Origin of the sequence: Pseudomonas sp. R9.37 (assembly GCF_963878885.1) — a bacterium.
Lineage (GTDB): Bacteria > Pseudomonadota > Gammaproteobacteria > Pseudomonadales > Pseudomonadaceae > Aquipseudomonas.
This window is the reverse complement of sequence record NZ_CAWNZA010000015.1, coordinates 1-17424: the sequence shown is the minus strand read 5'-3', so window position 1 is coordinate 17424 and position 17424 is coordinate 1. Positions and strand designations below refer to the sequence as shown.

The 17424-nt window shown below is 60.4% G+C and carries 16 protein-coding genes; 10 read left to right on the top strand and 6 right to left on the bottom strand.

Features of this window, described 5'->3' with window-relative positions; genetic code table 11:
- Positions 1–67: 67 nt before the first annotated feature.
- Positions 68–781, bottom strand: a complete 714-nt coding sequence (locus AACU78_RS11210) for a UTRA domain-containing protein (RefSeq protein ID WP_106580572.1) — start codon at positions 779–781, stop codon at positions 68–70.
- A gap of 353 nt (positions 782–1134) precedes the next feature.
- Between AACU78_RS11210 and AACU78_RS11205 the strand changes: the two genes are divergently transcribed.
- The 6 genes from AACU78_RS11205 to AACU78_RS11180 all read left to right on the top strand — a co-directional run bounded on the left by AACU78_RS11205 (position 1135) and on the right by AACU78_RS11180 (position 6512).
- Positions 1135–2202: an ABC transporter substrate-binding protein gene (locus tag AACU78_RS11205; protein WP_106580571.1), complete on the top strand. Its 1068-nt coding sequence runs from the start codon at positions 1135–1137 to the stop codon at positions 2200–2202.
- A 204-nt stretch (positions 2203–2406) separates the two neighbouring features.
- Positions 2407–3213, top strand: coding sequence for an alkaline phosphatase family protein (locus tag AACU78_RS11200; protein WP_106580570.1), 807 nt, complete (start codon positions 2407–2409; stop codon positions 3211–3213).
- Positions 3192–4055: an ABC transporter permease gene (locus AACU78_RS11195; protein ID WP_371924211.1), complete on the top strand. Its 864-nt coding sequence runs from the start codon at positions 3192–3194 to the stop codon at positions 4053–4055. The genes AACU78_RS11200 and AACU78_RS11195 overlap by 22 nt, the downstream gene beginning before the upstream one ends.
- Positions 4042–4842, top strand: a complete 801-nt coding sequence (locus AACU78_RS11190) for an ABC transporter permease (protein ID WP_106580568.1) — start codon at positions 4042–4044, stop codon at positions 4840–4842. Before AACU78_RS11195 ends, AACU78_RS11190 begins: the two co-directional genes overlap by 14 nt.
- Entirely contained in the window at positions 4839–5828 is a 990-nt protein-coding gene (locus AACU78_RS11185; RefSeq protein ID WP_010565203.1) for an ABC transporter ATP-binding protein, read from the top strand. Before AACU78_RS11190 ends, AACU78_RS11185 begins: the two co-directional genes overlap by 4 nt.
- Positions 5829–5858: 30 nt before the next feature.
- Positions 5859–6512 carry an HAD family hydrolase gene (locus tag AACU78_RS11180; protein ID WP_106580567.1) on the top strand — a complete coding sequence of 218 codons (654 nt, stop codon included), beginning with the start codon at positions 5859–5861 and terminating at the stop codon, positions 6510–6512.
- Positions 6513–6663: 151 nt separating this feature from the next.
- On the opposite strand, the gene AACU78_RS11175 is transcribed toward AACU78_RS11180, so the two are convergent.
- Positions 6664–7626 carry a zinc-binding dehydrogenase gene (locus tag AACU78_RS11175; protein WP_106580566.1) on the bottom strand — a complete coding sequence of 321 codons (963 nt, stop codon included), beginning with the start codon at positions 7624–7626 and terminating at the stop codon, positions 6664–6666.
- Between the two features lie 138 nt (positions 7627–7764).
- Here AACU78_RS11175 and AACU78_RS11170 point away from each other — a divergent pair, with 138 nt between their 5' ends.
- Entirely contained in the window at positions 7765–9846 is a 2082-nt protein-coding gene (locus tag AACU78_RS11170; RefSeq protein ID WP_234452694.1) for a carboxy terminal-processing peptidase, read from the top strand.
- Positions 9847–9964: 118 nt separating this feature from the next.
- Positions 9965–11734 (top strand): bifunctional diguanylate cyclase/phosphodiesterase, encoded by a 1770-nt coding sequence (locus AACU78_RS11165; protein ID WP_106580607.1) that lies wholly within the window; start codon positions 9965–9967, stop codon positions 11732–11734.
- Here AACU78_RS11165 and AACU78_RS11160 read toward each other — a convergent pair.
- The 4 genes from AACU78_RS11160 to AACU78_RS11145 form a co-directional block, all read right to left on the bottom strand.
- A complete protein-coding gene (locus AACU78_RS11160; RefSeq protein WP_010565198.1) occupies positions 11731–12102 on the bottom strand; it encodes a hypothetical protein in 372 nt (123 codons plus the stop codon). The genes AACU78_RS11165 and AACU78_RS11160 overlap by 4 nt on opposite strands.
- The gene (locus AACU78_RS11155) at positions 12099–12437 is read right to left on the bottom strand and encodes a helix-turn-helix domain-containing protein (protein WP_106580564.1); all 339 of its coding nucleotides are present in this window, start codon (positions 12435–12437) and stop codon (positions 12099–12101) included. Before AACU78_RS11155 ends, AACU78_RS11160 begins: the two co-directional genes overlap by 4 nt.
- Positions 12438–12533: 96 nt before the next feature.
- The gene (locus AACU78_RS11150) at positions 12534–12989 is read right to left on the bottom strand and encodes a YkvA family protein (RefSeq protein ID WP_058420139.1); all 456 of its coding nucleotides are present in this window, start codon (positions 12987–12989) and stop codon (positions 12534–12536) included.
- 323 nt (positions 12990–13312) lie between these two features.
- The gene (locus tag AACU78_RS11145; protein ID WP_106580563.1) at positions 13313–14053 is read right to left on the bottom strand and encodes an FKBP-type peptidyl-prolyl cis-trans isomerase; all 741 of its coding nucleotides are present in this window, start codon (positions 14051–14053) and stop codon (positions 13313–13315) included.
- Between the two features lie 247 nt (positions 14054–14300).
- Between AACU78_RS11145 and AACU78_RS11140 the strand changes: the two genes are divergently transcribed.
- A complete protein-coding gene (locus AACU78_RS11140; protein ID WP_106580562.1) occupies positions 14301–16109 on the top strand; it encodes a di-heme-cytochrome C peroxidase in 1809 nt (602 codons plus the stop codon).
- A gap of 29 nt (positions 16110–16138) precedes the next feature.
- Positions 16139–17269, top strand: a complete 1131-nt coding sequence (locus tag AACU78_RS11135; RefSeq protein ID WP_106580561.1) for a catalase family protein — start codon at positions 16139–16141, stop codon at positions 17267–17269.
- Positions 17270–17424: the final 155 nt, after the last annotated feature.

Here is a 17424-nt window from a genome sequence, read left to right as displayed (position 1 = left end):
GCAACCCAGCTCCCCCATTAAGCTCGCGGTGCATCCGCTGACTGTCGGCCAGCCCAGCACCCGAATGTCACACCACATCCACGCCGACGTGAATCGCATCATGGCGCCAGAACTCCAGGTCGCAGTCGATCAACCGCTGGTGCTGGTCATAGTTGACCCGGGCAATGCGCAACCCCGGGCTGCCCACCGACACGCGCAACGCGGCGGCGGCCTCCACCGGCAGTGACGTCGGCACGATTTCAAAGCGCACACGGCCATAGTGCAGGTCGTACTTGCGCGCATACAGTTCGGTCATCGACTGATTCAGATCACACCCCAGAATCCCCGGAAAGTACTGCGGGTTCAGGTAGTGCTCCACATACAACACCAGGCGCCCATCAATCCGCCGGCCTCGGCAGATCTGGATCACACTCGACAGCGCCGGCAACTGCAACCACGCGCACACTGCTGCCGACGCCGGTTGCAGCCGCGCAGAAATCACTTCGGTGGACGCCACCCGGCCCTGATCCCCAACCATCGCGTGAAAGTGGCTGCGTTGCATCAGGTTGTAGGCCAGCCGCGGCGGCGAAACGAACCAGCCACGGCGCTCCTCACGGTAAATCTGGCCTTGGGCTTCCAGCTGTAACAAGGCTTCCCGCACGGTAATGCGAGTGGTACCGAACAACTCGCTGAGCTTGCGCTCGGCGGGCAATTTACTCGCGGGCGGCAACAGGCCGTGGTCGATCTGCTCTTGCAGCGCCAGGCCGATGGATGTCACCGCCTTGATTGCCTCATCACGCATCAACGTTACCTATCTGGACTAGACCAGCACCGTTCAGGTGCACAAACCGCTCCGTAAATGGGCTTTTGCTACTGCGTGCCAGCCTAGGCATTACAGATGACCGACAGATGACAGTCCCTGTCCACGCCCTGCACCACACCCTGCAATACATCGGCCAAGTCCAGGGCCTGCGGGCACTTGGGCATGGTCTACGCTAAGCCTGCACTGCGCGACAAAAGCGATTAAAAAACGACATCGACATGAAACTGTCATGCACCGAGCCTAGATTGGCTCAGGTATTGCTCTGACCTAGACCAACACCACCGCAAACGTTCATAAAAACGCCGCGTTGAAAACGCCCAAAGGAGCTTCGGATGAAAAAGCTTTTCCTGGCATCACTGTTAGGCTCGACCATTGCCATGTGCACCGCCGCCATGGCTGCTGATACCGATCTAAAGACTCTGGAAGCCGCCGCGAAAGCCGAAGGCGCCGTCAACAGCGTCGGCATGCCCGATGACTGGGCCAACTGGAAAGGCACCTGGGAAGACCTGGCCAAGACCTACGGCCTCAAGCACATCGACACCGACATGAGCTCGGCCCAGGAAATCGCCAAGTTCGCCGCCGAGAAAGACAACGCCAGCGCCGATATCGGTGACGTCGGCGCCGCCTTCGGCCCGATCGCGGTGAAACAGGGCGTGGCCCAACCGTACAAGCCGAGCACCTGGGCGCAAGTGCCGGACTGGGCAAAAGATAAAGATGGCAACTGGGCCCTGGCCTACACCGGCACCATCGCCTTTATCGTCAATAAAAAGCTGCTGCACGGCTCCGAAGCCCCAACAAGCTGGGCTGACTTGAAAACCGGCAAATACAAAGTTTCCATCGGTGACGTGAGCACCGCCGCCCAGGCCGCCAACGGCGTGCTCGCGGCAGCCCTGGCCAACGGTGGCGACGAGAAGAACATCCAGCCTGCGCTGCTGATGTTCGCCGACATCGCCAAGCAAGGCCGCCTGTCGCTGGCCAACCCGACCATCGCCACCATGGAAAAAGGCGAAGTCGAAGTGGGCGTGGTCTGGGACTTCAACGGCCTGAGCTACAAAGCCAAGATGGCCAACCCGGATGACTACGTGGTGCTGATCCCATCGGACGGCTCGGTGATTTCCGGCTACACCACCATCATCAACAAATACGCCAAGCACCCGAACGCCGCCAAGCTGACCCGTGAGTACATCTTCAGCGACGCCGGCCAGACCAACCTGGCGCGCGGCAACGCCCGTCCGATCCGTGCCGAGCACTTGACCTTGCCGGCTGACGTGCAGGCCAAGCTGCTGCCGAACGAGCAATACAAGAAAGTCACGCCGATCAAGGATGCCGACGCTTGGGAGAAGACCTCCAAGGCACTGCCGCAAAAATGGCAGGAAGAAGTCATCATCAATATGCAGTAAGGCTTCAACCCACATTGGCTCTCCACTGGAGATCCAATGTGGAAGCGGGCTTGTGTGGGAGCGGGCTTGCTCGCGAAAGCGGTGGTTCAGAGAAAGAAGTGTTGCCTGACACACCGCTTTCGCGAGCAAGCCCGCTCCCACATGTTTGATCCCGTTCAGCCAGCGAAATTGAGTCGAACCTACCGTCGCGGAGCCCCAGCCCCTATGAAGCACAACGTCATCCTTGTGGTGCTCGACGGCCTGAACTACGAGGTTGCCCGACATGCCATGGGGCATCTCCAGGCCTATATCGGCGCAGGACGCGCAGCGCTTTACAAACTGGACTGTGAACTGCCGGCCCTGTCCCGGCCGTTGTATGAATGCATCCTCACCGGCGTGCCACCGATCGACAGCGGCATCGTCCACAACAATGTCTCGCGCCTGTCCAACCAGCGCAGCATTTTCCATTACGCCACCGACGCCGGCCTCACCACAGCGGCGGCGGCTTACCACTGGGTCAGCGAGTTGTATAACCGCACGCCCTTTATTGCCGCGCGTGATCGCCATACCGACGACAAGGCGCTGGCGATCCAGCACGGGCATTTCTACTGGAATGACCACTACCCGGATTCGCACCTGTTCGCCGACGCCGAAAGCCTGCGCCGCAAACACGCGCCGAATTTCCTCGTGGTGCACCCGATGAACATCGATGACGCCGGCCACAAGCACGGCCTCGATACCTCGCAATACCGCAACAGCGCACGCTCGGCCGACATCATCCTCGCCGATTACCTGCAAGGCTGGCTCGACGCCGGCTACCAGGTGCTGGTGACCGCCGACCACGGCATGAACAACGATCGCTCGCACAACGGCCTGCTGCCCGAGGAGCGTGAAGTGCCCCTGTTCGTGCTGGGCTCGGCCTTCAACTTCGACCCTTCTGCCCGACCCAAGCAAACCGAACTGTGCGGCACTGTCTGCGAACTGCTCGGGGTGCCCCACGACAAACCTGTATGCCGGGAGCTGTTGAAGTGAATTCCCTAACCCGTGGCAAATGGCTGGCGATCCTCTGCCTGGTGCCCTTTGCGCTGTTCTTTATCGTGTTTGAAATCGCCCCGCTGGTGTGGGTGTTGGTCAACAGCCTGCAATCGGAGGAGTTTGGCTGGGGCGTGGCCAACTTCATCAAGATCTTCAGTTCGAAGTTCTACCTGCAAGCCATCCAGTACAGCCTGGAGATCAGCTTCTACTCCAGCGTGTTCGGCATCATCATCTCGGTGCTCGGCAGCTATTCGTTGCGCCGCGTCGATGGGCCGTTGCGCAATTTCGTCACCGCCTTCGCCAACATGACCAGCAACTTTGCCGGCGTGCCGCTGGCCTTCGCCTTCATCATCCTGCTGGGCTTCAACGGCAGCATCACGATCATGCTCAAGCAGGCCGGGATCATTCAGGACTTCAACCTGTATTCCAAAACCGGCCTGATCATTCTGTACACCTACTTCCAGATTCCATTGGGCGTGCTGCTGCTCTACCCGGCCTTCGATGCGTTGCGTGAAGACTGGCGTGAATCGGCCTCGCTGCTGGGCGCCAGCGGCTGGCAGTTCTGGCGACACATCGGCTTGCCGGTGCTCACCCCGGCGCTGCTCGGCACTTTCGTGATCCTGCTGGCCAATGCTCTGGGCGCCTATGCCACGGTGTACGCGCTGACCACCGGCAACTTCAACGTGCTGCCGATCCGCATCGCGGCGATGGTCTCCGGTGATATTTCCCTGGACCCGAACATGGCCAGTGCCCTGGCCGTGGTGCTGGTGGCGCTGATGACCGTGGTCACCGTGGTTCATCAACTGCTGCTCAAGAGGAGCTACCATGTCTCGCGCTGAAGCCGGCTCGGCCTCCCTCTACCATCGCGTAGTGGTGTACCTGTTGTTTGCGATTTTGGTGTTGCCGCTGGTGGGCACCTTTGTCTACTCCATTGCCAGCAGCTGGTCAGCGACGATCCTGCCGGCCGGCTTCACAGTAAAATGGTATGTGCAGCTGTGGAGCGACCCACGCTTTCTGGCCGCCTTTGGCCAGTCGCTGCTGGTGTGCGTGGGTGCGCTGATCCTGTCAGTGGTGCTGATTCTGCCGCTGCTGTTCGTGGTGCATTACCACTTCCCCCGGCTCGACGCGCTGATGAACATCCTCATCCTGCTGCCCTTCGCGGTGCCGCCGGTGGTGTCGTCGGTGGGCCTGCTGCAACTCTACGGTTCCGGGCCGCTGGCGATGGTGGGCACGCCGTGGATTCTGATCGGCTGCTACTTCACCGTGGCCCTGCCGTTCATGTACCGCGCGATCACCAACAACCTGCAAGCGATCAACCTGCGCGACTTGATGGACGCCTCGCAATTGCTCGGCGCGAGCACCTGGCAGGCGGCAATCCTGGTGGTGCTGCCGAACCTGCGCAAGGGCCTGATGGTAGCGCTGCTGCTGTCGTTTTCGTTCCTGTTCGGTGAGTTCGTGTTCGCCAACATCCTGGTGGGCACCCGCTACGAAACCCTGCAGGTGTACCTCAACAACATGCGCAACAGCAGCGGCCACTTCACCAGTGCCGTCGTCATTTCCTATTTCTTCTTTGTGCTGGTGCTGACCTGGGCCGCCAATATCTTGAACAAGGACAAAAGCCAATGAGCTTCGTCAGCGTCCAACACCTGCAAAAAGGCTACGCCGGCACCCCGGTGTTCAGTGATATCAACTGCGAGATCGCCAAGGGCGAATTCGTCACCCTGCTCGGCCCGTCCGGTTGCGGCAAGTCGACCTTGCTGCGTTGCATCGCCGGCCTCACGTCAGTGGACAGTGGCAAAATTCTGCTGGATGGCCAGGACATCGTTCCCCTCAGCCCGCAGAAACGCCACATCGGCATGGTGTTCCAGAGCTACGCGCTGTTCCCCAACATGACCGTGGAGCAGAACGTTGCCTTCGGCCTGCGCATGCAAAAGGTCAACGCCGACGACAGCCATAAGCGCGTGCAGGAAGTGCTGCAACTGGTGGAGCTCAAAGAGCTCGCCGGCCGCTACCCGCATCAGATGTCCGGTGGCCAGTGCCAGCGCGTGGCCCTCGCCCGCTCGCTGGTGACCCGCCCACGCCTGTTGCTGCTCGATGAGCCGCTGTCGGCGCTGGACGCGCGGATCCGCAAGCACCTGCGCGAACAGATCCGCCAGATTCAGCGCGAATTGGGGCTGACCACGATTTTCGTCACCCATGACCAGGAAGAAGCCCTGACCATGTCCGACCGCATCTTCCTGATGAACCAGGGCAAGATTGTGCAAAGCGGTGATGCCGAGACGCTCTACACCGCGCCAGTGGATGTGTTCGCCGCCGGTTTCATCGGCAACTACAACCTGCTCGACGCCGACAAGGCCAGCCAATTGCTGCAACGCCCGATCAGTGGGCGCATTGCGATTCGCCCGGAGGCCATCGAACTGAGCCGCAGCGGCGAACTCGACGCACTGGTGCGCAGCCACAGCCTGCTGGGCAACGTGATTCGCTACCGCATCGAGGCACGCGGCGTGGAATTGGTGGTGGATGTGCTCAACCGTTCCGCCGACGACCTGCACCCGGATGGCCAGCGCCTGGCACTTTCCATCGACCCCAGTGCGTTGTGTGAAGTAGCCTGACGCCACGATTTATTTCAGAGAGCATGACGGATGGCATTGGTAATTTTTGATTTGGACGACACCTTGATCCACGGCGACTGCGCCACCCTGTGGAGCGAGCAGATGGGCCGCCTGGGCTGGGTCGACCCTGAGTCATTCATGCGCAAGAACAACGAATTGATGGACGCCTACGGCCAGGGCAAGCTGCGCATGGAAGCCTTCATGGACTTCAGCCTGGAACCCATGATCGGCCGCACGCCGGAAGAGATCGAGCACCTGGTAGAGCCGTGGGTCGAGGACGTCATCGAGCCGCTGATCTACAGTGACGCCACCAAGACCATCGCTCGCCACCGCGCGAACGGCGACCGGATTCTGGTGATTTCCGCGTCGGGCACCCACCTGGTCAAACCGATTGCGGCACGTATTGGTATTGATGAAGTGCTGGGCATCGACCTGGAGGTCAGCCATGGCGTGTACAGCGGCCATACCGTGGGTGTACTGACGTACCGTGAAGGCAAGATCACGCGGTTGCTGGAATGGCTGGAGCAAGAAAGCGAGACGCTCGACGGCGCGTATTTCTACTCGGATTCACGCAATGATTTGCCATTGCTGCTGAAAGTGGATCACCCGCAGGTGGTGAACCCGGACCCGGTGTTGCGTGAGCATGCGCAAAAGGCCGGCTGGCCGATTCATCACTGGGTGTGACACTGCGCTCGTTGAATTGAAATCCAATCCACTGTGGGAGCGGGCTTGCTCGCGAAAGCGGTTTGTCAGTGAAGAATGTTTCATCTGACACTCCGCCTTCGCGAGCAAGCCCGCTCCCACACTTTGATCTCATTTCAGCCGGAGACGGGTGTCAGACCAAACTCTCGTCAATCACCAACACCAACTTCCCGGAAATCTGATTGGTCGCCAACTCGGCAAACGCCGCCTCGGCATCCTTGATCGGGAAGGTCTTGGCCAGTTGCGGGCTCAAGCGTCCCTCGGCAAACAGCGGCCATACCTGCTGGCTCAAGTCACTGAACAGGTCTGCCTTGAACTGATCGCTGCGGCTGCGCAGGGTCGAGCCGAGCAGCTGAATGCGCTTGCCCAGCACCTGCGCCAGGTCGAGCTGCGCGTCGCGCCCGCCCATCAAGCCGATCAATACCCAACGGCCGTCCAGGGCCAGCAGCTTGAGGTCCAGCGCGGCGTAGTTGCCACCCACCGGGTCGAGGATCACATCGAACGGCCCGAAATCGCTTAGCCCTTCAATGCCGTCAGTACGTACCACGCCGCCCTGGGCACCGAGTGCCTCGCAGTACGCCAGGCGCTGCGCCGAGCCGACGCTGACCCAACACGGGCTGCCAAACGCCTTGCACAGCTGGATCGCCGCCGAGCCCACGCCACTGGCGCCGGCATGCAGCAAGACTTTTTCACCGGGCTTGAGGCCCGCCAGCTGGAACAGATTCAGCCACGCCGTGCTGTACACCTCGGGCAGAGCCGCTGCTTCGGTCAGCGACAAACCTTCCGGCACCGGCAGTACATGGCGCGCATCCACCACCACTTCTTCGGCCATGCCGCCACCGGCGAGCAATGCGCAAACGCGGTCACCGACCTGCCAGGACGACCCCGGCCCGACCTCACTGATAACCCCGGCGCACTCAAGACCCAGCACGTGGCTGGCGCCAGGCGGCGGCGGATAGAGCCCGGCGCGCTGTAATAAATCGGCGCGATTAAGGCCCGCAGCCGCCACACGAATGCGAACTTGGCCTACATCGCAGGTAGGGCTGGGTTCTGTCAGCCACTCCACATGACCTTCAACGCCTTGCAATGCTTTCACAGTGCCTCCATAGTGAGTCTGGACTGAGCCCGTAGCTGTAGCGCCGGGCTTTTTGCATTATGCGACCGGATCATATGGAACCGGCTCCCTCAAAGACGGCCTAATATGCGTTATCAATTGCCCCCGCGTCGAATCAGCATGAAGCATCTGTTCCCCAGCACCGCCCTCGCTTTTTTCATTGGTCTCGGCTTCGCGTCGATGTCGACCAATACGTTCGCAGCCAACAGCTGGGACAACCTTCAGCCTGATCGCGATGAGGTGATTGCAAGCCTTAACGTCGTCGAGTTGCTCAAGCGCCATCACTACAGCAAGCCGCCGCTGGACGACGCGCGCTCGGTGATCATCTACGACAGCTACCTCAAGCTGCTGGATCCGTCGCGCAGCTACTTCCTGGCCAGCGATATCGCTGAGTTCGATAAGTGGAAGACCCAGTTCGACGACTTCCTCAAAAGCGGCGACCTGCAGCCCGGCTTCACCATCTACAAGCGTTACCTGGACCGCGTCAAAGCGCGTCTGGACTTCGCCCTGGGTGAGCTGGACAAAGGCGTCGACAAGCTCGACTTCACCCAGAAAGAAACCCTTCTGGTGGATCGCAAGGACGCGCCTTGGCTGACCAGCAGCGCCGCCCTTGACGACCTGTGGCGCAAACGCGTCAAGGACGAAGTATTGCGCTTGAAGATCGCCGGCAAAGAGCCCAAGGCCATTCAAGAGCTGTTGACCAAGCGCTACAAGAATCAGCTGGCACGTCTGGACCAGACCCGTGCCGAAGATATCTTCCAGGCCTACATCAACACCTTCGCGATGTCCTACGACCCGCACACCAATTATCTGTCGCCAGATAACGCGGAAAACTTTGATATCAACATGAGTCTGTCGCTGGAGGGCATCGGTGCCGTCCTGCAAAGCGACAATGACCAGGTCAAGATCGTGCGTCTGGTGCCGGCAGGTCCGGCAGACAAGACCAAGCAGGTCGCCCCGGCCGACAAGATCATCGGCGTGGCCCAGGCCGACAAAGAGATGGTCGACGTGGTCGGCTGGCGTCTGGACGAAGTGGTCAAGCTGATCCGCGGGCCAAAAGGCAGCGTGGTGCGTCTGGAAGTGATTCCGCACACCAATGCACCGAACGACCAGACCAGCAAGATCGTGTCCATCACCCGTGAAGCGGTGAAGCTTGAAGACCAGGCCGTGCAGAAGCAGATCCTGAACCTCAAGCAGGATGGCAAGGATTACAAGCTGGGCGTGATTGTGATCCCGGCCTTCTACCTGGACTTCAAAGCGTTCCGTGCCGGTGATCCGGACTACAAGTCCACCACCCGCGACGTGAAGAAAATCCTGACCGAACTGCAGAAGGACAAAGTCGACGGCGTAGTGATCGATCTGCGCAACAACGGCGGCGGTTCCCTGCAGGAAGCCACCGAGCTGACCAGCCTGTTTATCGACAAAGGCCCGACCGTGTTGGTACGCAACGCTGACGGCCGTGTCGATGTGCTTGAGGACGAGAACCCGGGTGCCTTCTACAAAGGGCCGATGGCGTTGCTGGTCAACCGCCTCTCGGCTTCGGCCTCGGAAATTTTCGCAGGCGCGATGCAGGACTACCACCGTGCGCTGATCGTCGGCGGCCAGACCTTCGGTAAAGGCACCGTGCAGACCATTCAGCCGCTTAACCATGGCGAGCTGAAACTGACCCTGGCCAAGTTCTACCGGGTTTCCGGGCAGAGCACCCAGCATCAGGGCGTGCTGCCGGATGTCGACTTCCCGTCAATCATCGACACCAAGGAAATCGGCGAGAGCGCCCTGCCTGAAGCCATGCCGTGGGACACCATCCGCCCTGCGATCAAGCCGGCGTCGGACCCGTTCAAACCGTTCCTGACGCAGTTGAAGGCTGACCATGACGCGCGCTCCGCCAAGGATGCCGAGTTTGTGTTCATCCGCGACAAACTGGCCCTGGCCAAGAAGCTGATGGAAGAGAAAACCGTCAGCCTCAACGAAGCCGATCGCCGTGCGCAGCACACCAGCATCGAAAATCAGCAACTGGTACTGGAAAACGCCCGCCGCAAGGCCAAAGGCGAAGACCCGCTCAAGGAACTGAAGAAAGAAGATGAAGATGCGCTGCCGACCGAGCCGGAAAAAACCAAGCCGGAAGACGACGCCTACCTGTCTGAAACAGGCCGGATCCTGCTCGACTACCTGAAAATCAGCAAACAGGTGGCCAAGCAGTAAATGATGGCAATTTAGTGTGATCGCTCCTCGGAGTGTCATCATATAGACATCATTCTGTCGTGAAATGAAGGACCGCAGGCGCCAAGCCTGCGGTCCTTTTTTTTCGATCGAGATCGCCATGACCATGACCGAACAGCTGAATGCATTGGGCTCTATCCTGGCTCAAGGCAGTTTGCACAGCCTGTTCCAACCGATCATTTGCCTGTCCGAACGGCGCATCCTCGGCTACGAAGCCCTCAGCCGTGGCCCTTCTAATAGTCCATTGCACTCCCCGGTCGCGCTGTTCTCAGTGGCCGGGCATGCCGGGCGCCTCAGTGAGCTGGAGATGGCCTGCCGCGAAAGCGCGTGTCGACGGTTCAGCGAACAGAAACTGCCAGGCAAGCTGTTCCTGAATATCTCGCCGGAATCCTTGATGGAGACCGCGCATCAACCGGGGCGCACTTTGCAATTGCTGCGCGACTTCGGCATTCCCCCCAGCCAAGTGGTGATCGAACTCACCGAGCAGACCCCCACCGACGACTTCGATCTGCTGCAAACCGCACTGCACCATTACCGCGACATGGGCTTCGCCATTGCCCTGGATGACCTGGGCGCCGGCTATTCCAGCCTGCGGTTGTGGTCGGAGCTGCGCCCTGACTACGTGAAGATTGACCGGCATTTTATCGACGGCATCCATCAGGACGCGCTCAAGCGTGAGTTCGTCGGCTCCATCCTGCAAATCGCCAGGGCGTCGCGGGCACAGGTCATTGCCGAAGGTATTGAGCTACCCGAAGAACTGGCGGTGTTGACCGAGATGGGCGTGGACCTGGTGCAGGGCTACCTGCTTTGCCGCCCGCAGGAGCAACCGCCCCAGGAAGCACGCCTGATGCTGCCCAAGCAGGACAACGCCAACCTCGCCCTCAGCGAAGAAGGCAGCGACCTCAGTGCCCTGCTTAACGAGCAGCCGGCGGTGGATCAGGACACTGCTACCGCCCAGGTGCTGGAGTCGTTCCGCCGCCAGGCCAATCTCAATTCGCTGGCGGTGCTGGACGGGCGTGGCCACCCGGTCGGCATCGTGCACCGGCATTCGTTATCCGACGCGCTGCTCAAGCCCTTCGCCACCGACCTGTTCGCGCGCAAGCCCATCAGCCGTTTGATGAGCGATGACTTTTTGGCAGTTGAATTGAGCCAATCGCTCCAGCAAGTCAGCCGCCTGCTGACCAGCCGCGCGCGGCAACGGATTGAAGAGGATTTCATCATCACGCTCAATGGCGATTACCTGGGCCTGGGGCGGGTGATCGATGTGCTCAAGCTGATCACCGAGCTGAAGATCCAGCAGGCGCGTTACGCCAACCCGCTGACGCTGCTGCCGGGCAACGTGCCGATCCAGCAATGCCTGACGCGGCTGTTGCAGCAACAACGAGAGTCAGTGATCTGCTACGTGGATATCGACAGCTTCAAACCGTTCAACGATATCTACGGTTACGGGCGCGGGGATGAGGTCTTGCTGTGCCTGGCGCAGTGCCTCAACGACCGGGTTGACCCCAGCCGCGACTTTGTCGGGCATATAGGTGGCGACGATTTTTTGCTGGTGCTCGGCCCACAGGATTGGCGCAAGCGGCTTAACCAGTTGCTGGATGATTTTCACACCCAGTGCCGACGCTTCTACCGCGCCGAACACCTCGACGCCGGCTGCTTTGTGGCATTGAACCGCCAGGGCGCGCGTCAGGAATTCGCCTTGCTGTCGCTGTCGATCGGCGTGGTGCATTTATATCCACAGGCCTGTGGGCAACTCGATGCCAGCCAGTTGGCGGAGCTGGCCTCGCAGGCCAAGCACCACGCCAAGGATGTGGCGGGCTACAGCATTCATGTGATCGACAGCATGGACATGCTGGCCCAGACGCTTTAAGCCTCGGCAGATTCCGGATAATCGTACTCGAACACGCGCACCACTTCCGAGGCGTGCCAGGATGCGGCGGCCACGCCATCGGACGGCCCGCTGAAACGCCCCAGGCGCTCCACGCATTCAAAGAAACCGGTACGCGGCAGCCGACTGGCACCCTGGCTGATCACCAGTGAGCTGCGCAATGGTTGCTCGGCCTTGGCGTCCAGCGCGGCCAGGTGCTCAAGGGCGGCGGCCAGGGTCTGCATCGCCGGCGTGGGAAATTGCAGGCGCTCCAGCAGCGCGCGGTAGGTCAGCAGATGACGCTGGCGGCGCGCCTGATCCAGTTCGTTGAGTAATCCATCCCAGTGTTGACGGCTGATACGTAGGCTCAAGATTCATCCCTCCAACCTGCAACGCCCAATTCCCAGGCCAGGCTGCGGCGAATGGCGGCATCCGGCTGGCGTTCACCACTTTCAATCAATCCGAGATACGAGGGGCTGATACCCACGGTGCGGGCCAGGGTTTCGATGGCCAGTCCCCGGGTTTCACGCAGGCCGCGCAGGTCCGCGAGCGGGCGCAAAGCCTGATCGGGGGCGACCTGAGCGTCAGAAGAAGGAGGGAGTGCTGGTTGTTGCTGACCGGCGCCTTTTAGTAGCGCCTGGTACTGGTCCCATGGCAACACCGCGTACTCGGGTTCGCCATTGCGTGAAATTATCTGAATATCCATGACTGCCCCGTAGGATAACAACACTCACTAAGTAAGCTCTTTCCTTAGGAGTGTAATCCTAACAGCCACAAAGGTCGCAGGGGGATATCCGTGTGATCAGTTTTTTTGCGGGTTTTCCTCAGCCAGCAGCGCAGGCGTCGCAGGCAGGCGCTCAACCACCGCGAGCTTTTCCGGGCGCTGGGCGTCGCGCCAGGCGCGAAAGGCGCTCAGTTCGCCGTCCAGGGTCTTCATGACCCATGCCAGCACGGCGATGTCATCGAGCATGCCAAATACCGGGATAAAGTCCGGGATCGCGTCAATCGGGCTGAGGAAGTACATCAAGCCCGCCACTACTGAAATCAGCGCCTTGGGGCTAATCGCCCGGTATTCGCCGCGCCAGTAGGCCAGGCACAGGGCCTGAAGCAATTTGAGATCATCCTTGAGCTTACCCAGGCGGTTGCCCTGGCTTGAGCCTTTTGCGGCGACGGCAAACAGCAGCGTTGGCAAACGCCCACGGCCAAGCAGACGCGCGGCCATGGGCAGGAAACGGGTGAAATTGAACGGTGGTTTCATCTGTCACTCCAGTTCCAGGCGACATAAAAGGTTATCCACACAAATTGTGGATAACCTTGTGAACAGAGCCTGTTTTATCGGCTGAAAGCCACGGACTACAAGGCTTGCAGTCAGATCGGGCGTTTTTTGCGCACATAAAAAAAACCCAAGATTTCATTGACTTGGCGTTGATGTGCGGCTACCCGTGCTCGAGTCTTATATCAGACTGTTTCAGCTTGCAGGGGTTCGTTTGAATTTACGTCGGGTGTGAATCAGGCGGATTTACCGGGCCGCAGATACGACAACGCCCCGTCGAAACGGGGCGTTGTCTGTTCAGGCGCCGATTACTTCTTGGCGGCTGGAGCAGCAGGTGCGTCAGGGGCTTCAGCCTTGGCTGGGTCCTTGATGGCCAGCAGTTCCAGGTCGAATACCAGCACGGAGTTGGCTGGAATCGCCGGGCTCGGGCTCTGAGCGCCGTAGGCCAGGTCAGACGGGATGTACAACTCGACCTTCTCGCCAACGTGCATCAGTTGCAGGCCTTCGACCCAACCCGGGATCACGCCGCTGACCGGCAGGTCAATCGGGCTACCGCGATCAACGGAGCTGTCAAAGGTGGTGCCGTTGGTGAGCTTGCCGGTGTAGTGCACAGTTACCACGTCGGTTGGCTTAGGCTGAGCGCCATCGGCCTTCTTCACGATCTTGTACTGCAGACCGGAAGCAGTGGTCACTACGCCGTCTTTCTTGGCGTTTTCTTCGAGGAATTTCTTGCCGGCGGCTGCCGACTCTTCGCTCATTTTAGTCATACGTTCTTCTGCACGCTTCTGCAGTGCGGCAAACGCTTCAACCAGTTCGTCGTCTTTCAGCTTCTGTTCTTTCTTGCCGACGGCATCTTCGATGCCTTGGGCTACCGCTTTGGAGTCCAGGTCATCCATGCCTTCCTGGGCAAGACTTTTGCCCATGTTCAGGCCGATACCGTAGGAAGCTTTCTGCGCCGGGGTTTTCAGCTCTACGCTGGTCTGCGAATCACAACCCGCAAGTACCAGGCTAACCAGGGCCACCGCCGCCGCCAACCGATGCTGTTTCATGCTATTTCCTTGTTCGTGCGCCAAAAGGGCATTCGAGTAAAGTCGCGAGCTTATCAGGCGGCCACGACCAATGGCTACCGGCATGTGAGCAGGAAACTTCCGATAAGTTCACGTGTTTAAAAGCATTTTCATTCATGATGGAGGCCCGCGACGGATCGCGGGACTGCCTGCAACCAGGCTCATGGCCACTTGCCGCACCTATGGCGTAGTGGCATAACAACGCGACAACTCGACAAGGATAGTTATCTTGCGCATTTTTTCCCGTGTTTTGCTTCTGATATTGCTCGCACTCGGCCTGCTGTTAGCCGTCGTGCTCTATTACACCATCAACCCCAAGCTGCCCGACTACGTGCCCGTGCAGCAGGTGCGCTACCAGGATCAATGGAGTGCCGCCGATCGCCAGACCTACTACTTCACGCCTCAGGGCACTCAAGTTAAAGGCCTGCACTACGACTGGTTCACCGCCCTGGAGCTGCCGTTCTCCGAACAGCGTTTTGCCACGCCCGAGTACCTGGCGCGCTTTGGGTTTCTGGTAGACCCCAAGCAGGTCCCTACCGCGCAGAACCCCGGCAATCTGCCAGTCGGTTTTGCCCGCCACCAGAATGCCGGCAGCGCGGTTGAATACCTGGATATCACCTGCGCCGCCTGCCACACCGGCGAGCTGCACTTCAAAGGCCAGGCCCTGCGCATTGATGGCGGCTCGGCCCAGCACGTGCTGCCCTCCAGCGTGCCCACCTTGCGCGGCGGCAGCTTCGGCCAGGCACTGGTGGCCAGCCTGGCCGCCACTTATTACAACCCATGGAAATTCGAGCGCTTTGCCCGCCAGGTGCTGGGGGATCGATACGACGCCGAACATGGCCAGCTGCGTCAAGACTTCAAACGGTCGCTCAACCAGTTCCTCAAAGTCGCCTGGAATGACACCCACCGCGGCCTCTACCCCACCGAAGAAGGCCCGGGCCGTACCGACGCGTTTGGCCGCATCGCCAATGCCAGCTTTGGCGACGCTGTCTCGCCGGACAATTACCGCGTTGCCAATGCCCCGGTGGACTACCCGCACCTGTGGGATATCTGGACCTTCGACTGGGTGCAATGGAACGGTTCGGCCCAGCAACCCATGGCGCGCAACATCGGTGAAGCCCTCGGCGTCGGTGCGACACTGGACTTCTTCGACAGCGCCGGCCAGCCCCTTCAAGGCCAAGCGCGCTACCCTTCCAGCGTGCGCGTGCGTGACCTCAACCTGATCGAAGAAACCCTGCAACGCCTCAAGCCGCCCACTTGGCCGGAAGACCTGTTCGGCGCCATCGACAAACCCCTCGCCGCTCAGGGCCGCGCGTTGTTCGCCGAGAACTGCGCCGGTTGCCATGTGCCCGCCGTCAGCCAGGTCAATGGCCGCCCGGTGCAGCAGTTGAAAATGCTCCCCGTTGAATACATCGGCACCGACCCCGGCACCGCCAGCAACATCGCCGACCAGCGCTACGACCTCAGCGCGCTGCAATGGGACCCGGCGGAACTGGCCACGCTCAACGTCGAAATGCACCCTACGCCGACCGCGCCGCTGGACCTGCACAACCTGTCGGTGGCGCAAGGCCTGGCCTACGTCACCGCCTTTGTCGAAGACCACGCCTACCGCGCCGCCGGCGTGACCCCGGCCGAGCGGCCAAGCCTGGACGGTTTCGGCCTGCCTATCGGTGTGCGCGAGGTACGCGCCTACAAAGCGCGGCCACTGGCCGGCGTGTGGGCCACGCCGCCATTCCTGCATAACGGCTCGGTGCCGACGATCTACCAATTGCTCTCGCCTCAGGACGAGCGCAGCACCACCTTCTATAAAGGCACGTTCGCCTACGACCCGCGCCACCTGGGCTTTGAAACACAGGCGTTCAAGAATGGCTTCCGGTTCGATACCAACGTCACCGGCAACCACAACAGCGGCCACGAATTTCGCGCCGGCCAACGTGGCAATGGCGTGATCGGCCGCGGCCTGCAGCCGCAGGAACGCTGGGCGCTGCTGGAATACCTCAAAGTACTGGGCGGCCCGCTGGAGCAACAGTTGCCATGACTATTGGATCTGACTACAAGGAATCTTCGATGCTCGCGCGTCTGTGGCTGCGCCTCGGCGCGTTTTTGGGTAAAACCCTGTTATGGCTGGTGGGCCTGGGGCTGCTGGGCTGGCTGATCGCTGCCGCCTGGTTTGCCTGGCAGCACAGCGGCCCGGTGTCGCCGGACGAGCAGATCCCGCCCGGTGAAGCGGCCATGACCCAGGGCATCATTCAGACAGCCGTGCGCATCGTCGATCAGCACCGCGAAGGCACGCGTTACCTGCGCGACGCGCATGCCAAGGCTCACGGCTGCGTGAAGGCGCACGTCAGCGTAGTGGCGGATCTTGACCCGGCATTGCGCCAAGGCGTGTTCGCCGAGCCGGGCAAAACCTGGCAGGCGTTGATGCGTCTGTCCAATGGCAATGCCTACCCGCAATTCGACAGAATCCGCGATGCGCGGGGCATGGCGCTCAAGCTGCTGGATGTTCCGGGCAAACAGTTGATGGCGGATCAGCAGGCGCGCACCGAACAGGATTTCGTGATGTTCAGTCATCCGAATTTCTTCGTCAGCGATGTGGAGGAGTATGCGCAAAACATCGGCGCCCAGGCCGACGGCAAGAAGGTCCTGGCGTTCTTTCCCAAGGCAGACCCGCGTAGCTGGCAGGTGCGCCATTTGTTTATCGCGCTGGCCACACTGTCGCCTGCGCCGGCCAGCCCGACGCAGACGACTTACTTTTCGGTGTCGCCCTACAAGTTCGGCGCAGCCAATGCCAAGTTTCGCGTAGCGCCTGACCCGCTCAGTTGCCCGGAGTATGTGTTGCCCAAGCAGAACCAGGACCTGCCGAACTTTCTGCGCAGTGCCTTGAGCCAGCAGCTGTCGACCGACCGTGTGCCGGCGTGTTTTGTGTTGCAGGTTCAGCGGCAGAATCCGCAGAAATTCATGCCGATCGAAGACACCAGCATTGAATGGAAGGAGAGCGATGCGCCGTATGAGACCGTGGCGACCGTGCGGGTTGAGGCGCAGGATTTTGATACGCCGGCGTTGAATCTTGCTTGTGATAACCAGTCGTTTAATCCGTGGTTCGGGCTTGAGGCGCATCGACCGATTGGGGGGATTAATCGGTTGCGCAAGGCGGTGTATGAGGCTGTGAGCGACTATCGGCATAGTCGTAATTTGTGAGGTGTCGGGGGTGGGTACATATCCGTTTTTTGGGTGATGGCGGGTATGGGTTCCGCCCTTACGGCGGGTCACTTTGGAAAAGCCCCAAAGTAACCAAAGGGCTCTTGCCCCACCACTCGGCACCTCGCTTGGGCTCGGTGTGCCCGAACGAAGGC

What these genes read in the sequence shown, in the direction of transcription:
- AACU78_RS11170 (WP_234452694.1), top strand. Translation starts at nt 7,765, where the DNA reads ATGAAGCATCTGTTCCCCAGCACCGCCCTCGCTTTTTTCATTGGTCTC.
- AACU78_RS11155 (WP_106580564.1), bottom strand. Translation starts at nt 12,437, where the DNA reads ATGGATATTCAGATAATTTCACGCAATGGCGAACCCGAGTACGCGGTG.
- AACU78_RS11195 (WP_371924211.1), top strand. Translation starts at nt 3,192, where the DNA reads ATGCCGGGAGCTGTTGAAGTGAATTCCCTAACCCGTGGCAAATGGCTG.
- AACU78_RS11165 (WP_106580607.1), top strand. Translation starts at nt 9,965, where the DNA reads ATGACCATGACCGAACAGCTGAATGCATTGGGCTCTATCCTGGCTCAA.
- AACU78_RS11210 (WP_106580572.1), bottom strand. Translation starts at nt 781, where the DNA reads ATGCGTGATGAGGCAATCAAGGCGGTGACATCCATCGGCCTGGCGCTG.
- AACU78_RS11145 (WP_106580563.1), bottom strand. Translation starts at nt 14,053, where the DNA reads ATGAAACAGCATCGGTTGGCGGCGGCGGTGGCCCTGGTTAGCCTGGTA.
- AACU78_RS11185 (WP_010565203.1), top strand. Translation starts at nt 4,839, where the DNA reads ATGAGCTTCGTCAGCGTCCAACACCTGCAAAAAGGCTACGCCGGCACC.
- AACU78_RS11205 (WP_106580571.1), top strand. Translation starts at nt 1,135, where the DNA reads ATGAAAAAGCTTTTCCTGGCATCACTGTTAGGCTCGACCATTGCCATG.
- AACU78_RS11150 (WP_058420139.1), bottom strand. Translation starts at nt 12,989, where the DNA reads ATGAAACCACCGTTCAATTTCACCCGTTTCCTGCCCATGGCCGCGCGT.
- AACU78_RS11180 (WP_106580567.1), top strand. Translation starts at nt 5,859, where the DNA reads ATGGCATTGGTAATTTTTGATTTGGACGACACCTTGATCCACGGCGAC.
- AACU78_RS11135 (WP_106580561.1), top strand. Translation starts at nt 16,139, where the DNA reads ATGCTCGCGCGTCTGTGGCTGCGCCTCGGCGCGTTTTTGGGTAAAACC.
- AACU78_RS11190 (WP_106580568.1), top strand. Translation starts at nt 4,042, where the DNA reads ATGTCTCGCGCTGAAGCCGGCTCGGCCTCCCTCTACCATCGCGTAGTG.
- AACU78_RS11200 (WP_106580570.1), top strand. Translation starts at nt 2,407, where the DNA reads ATGAAGCACAACGTCATCCTTGTGGTGCTCGACGGCCTGAACTACGAG.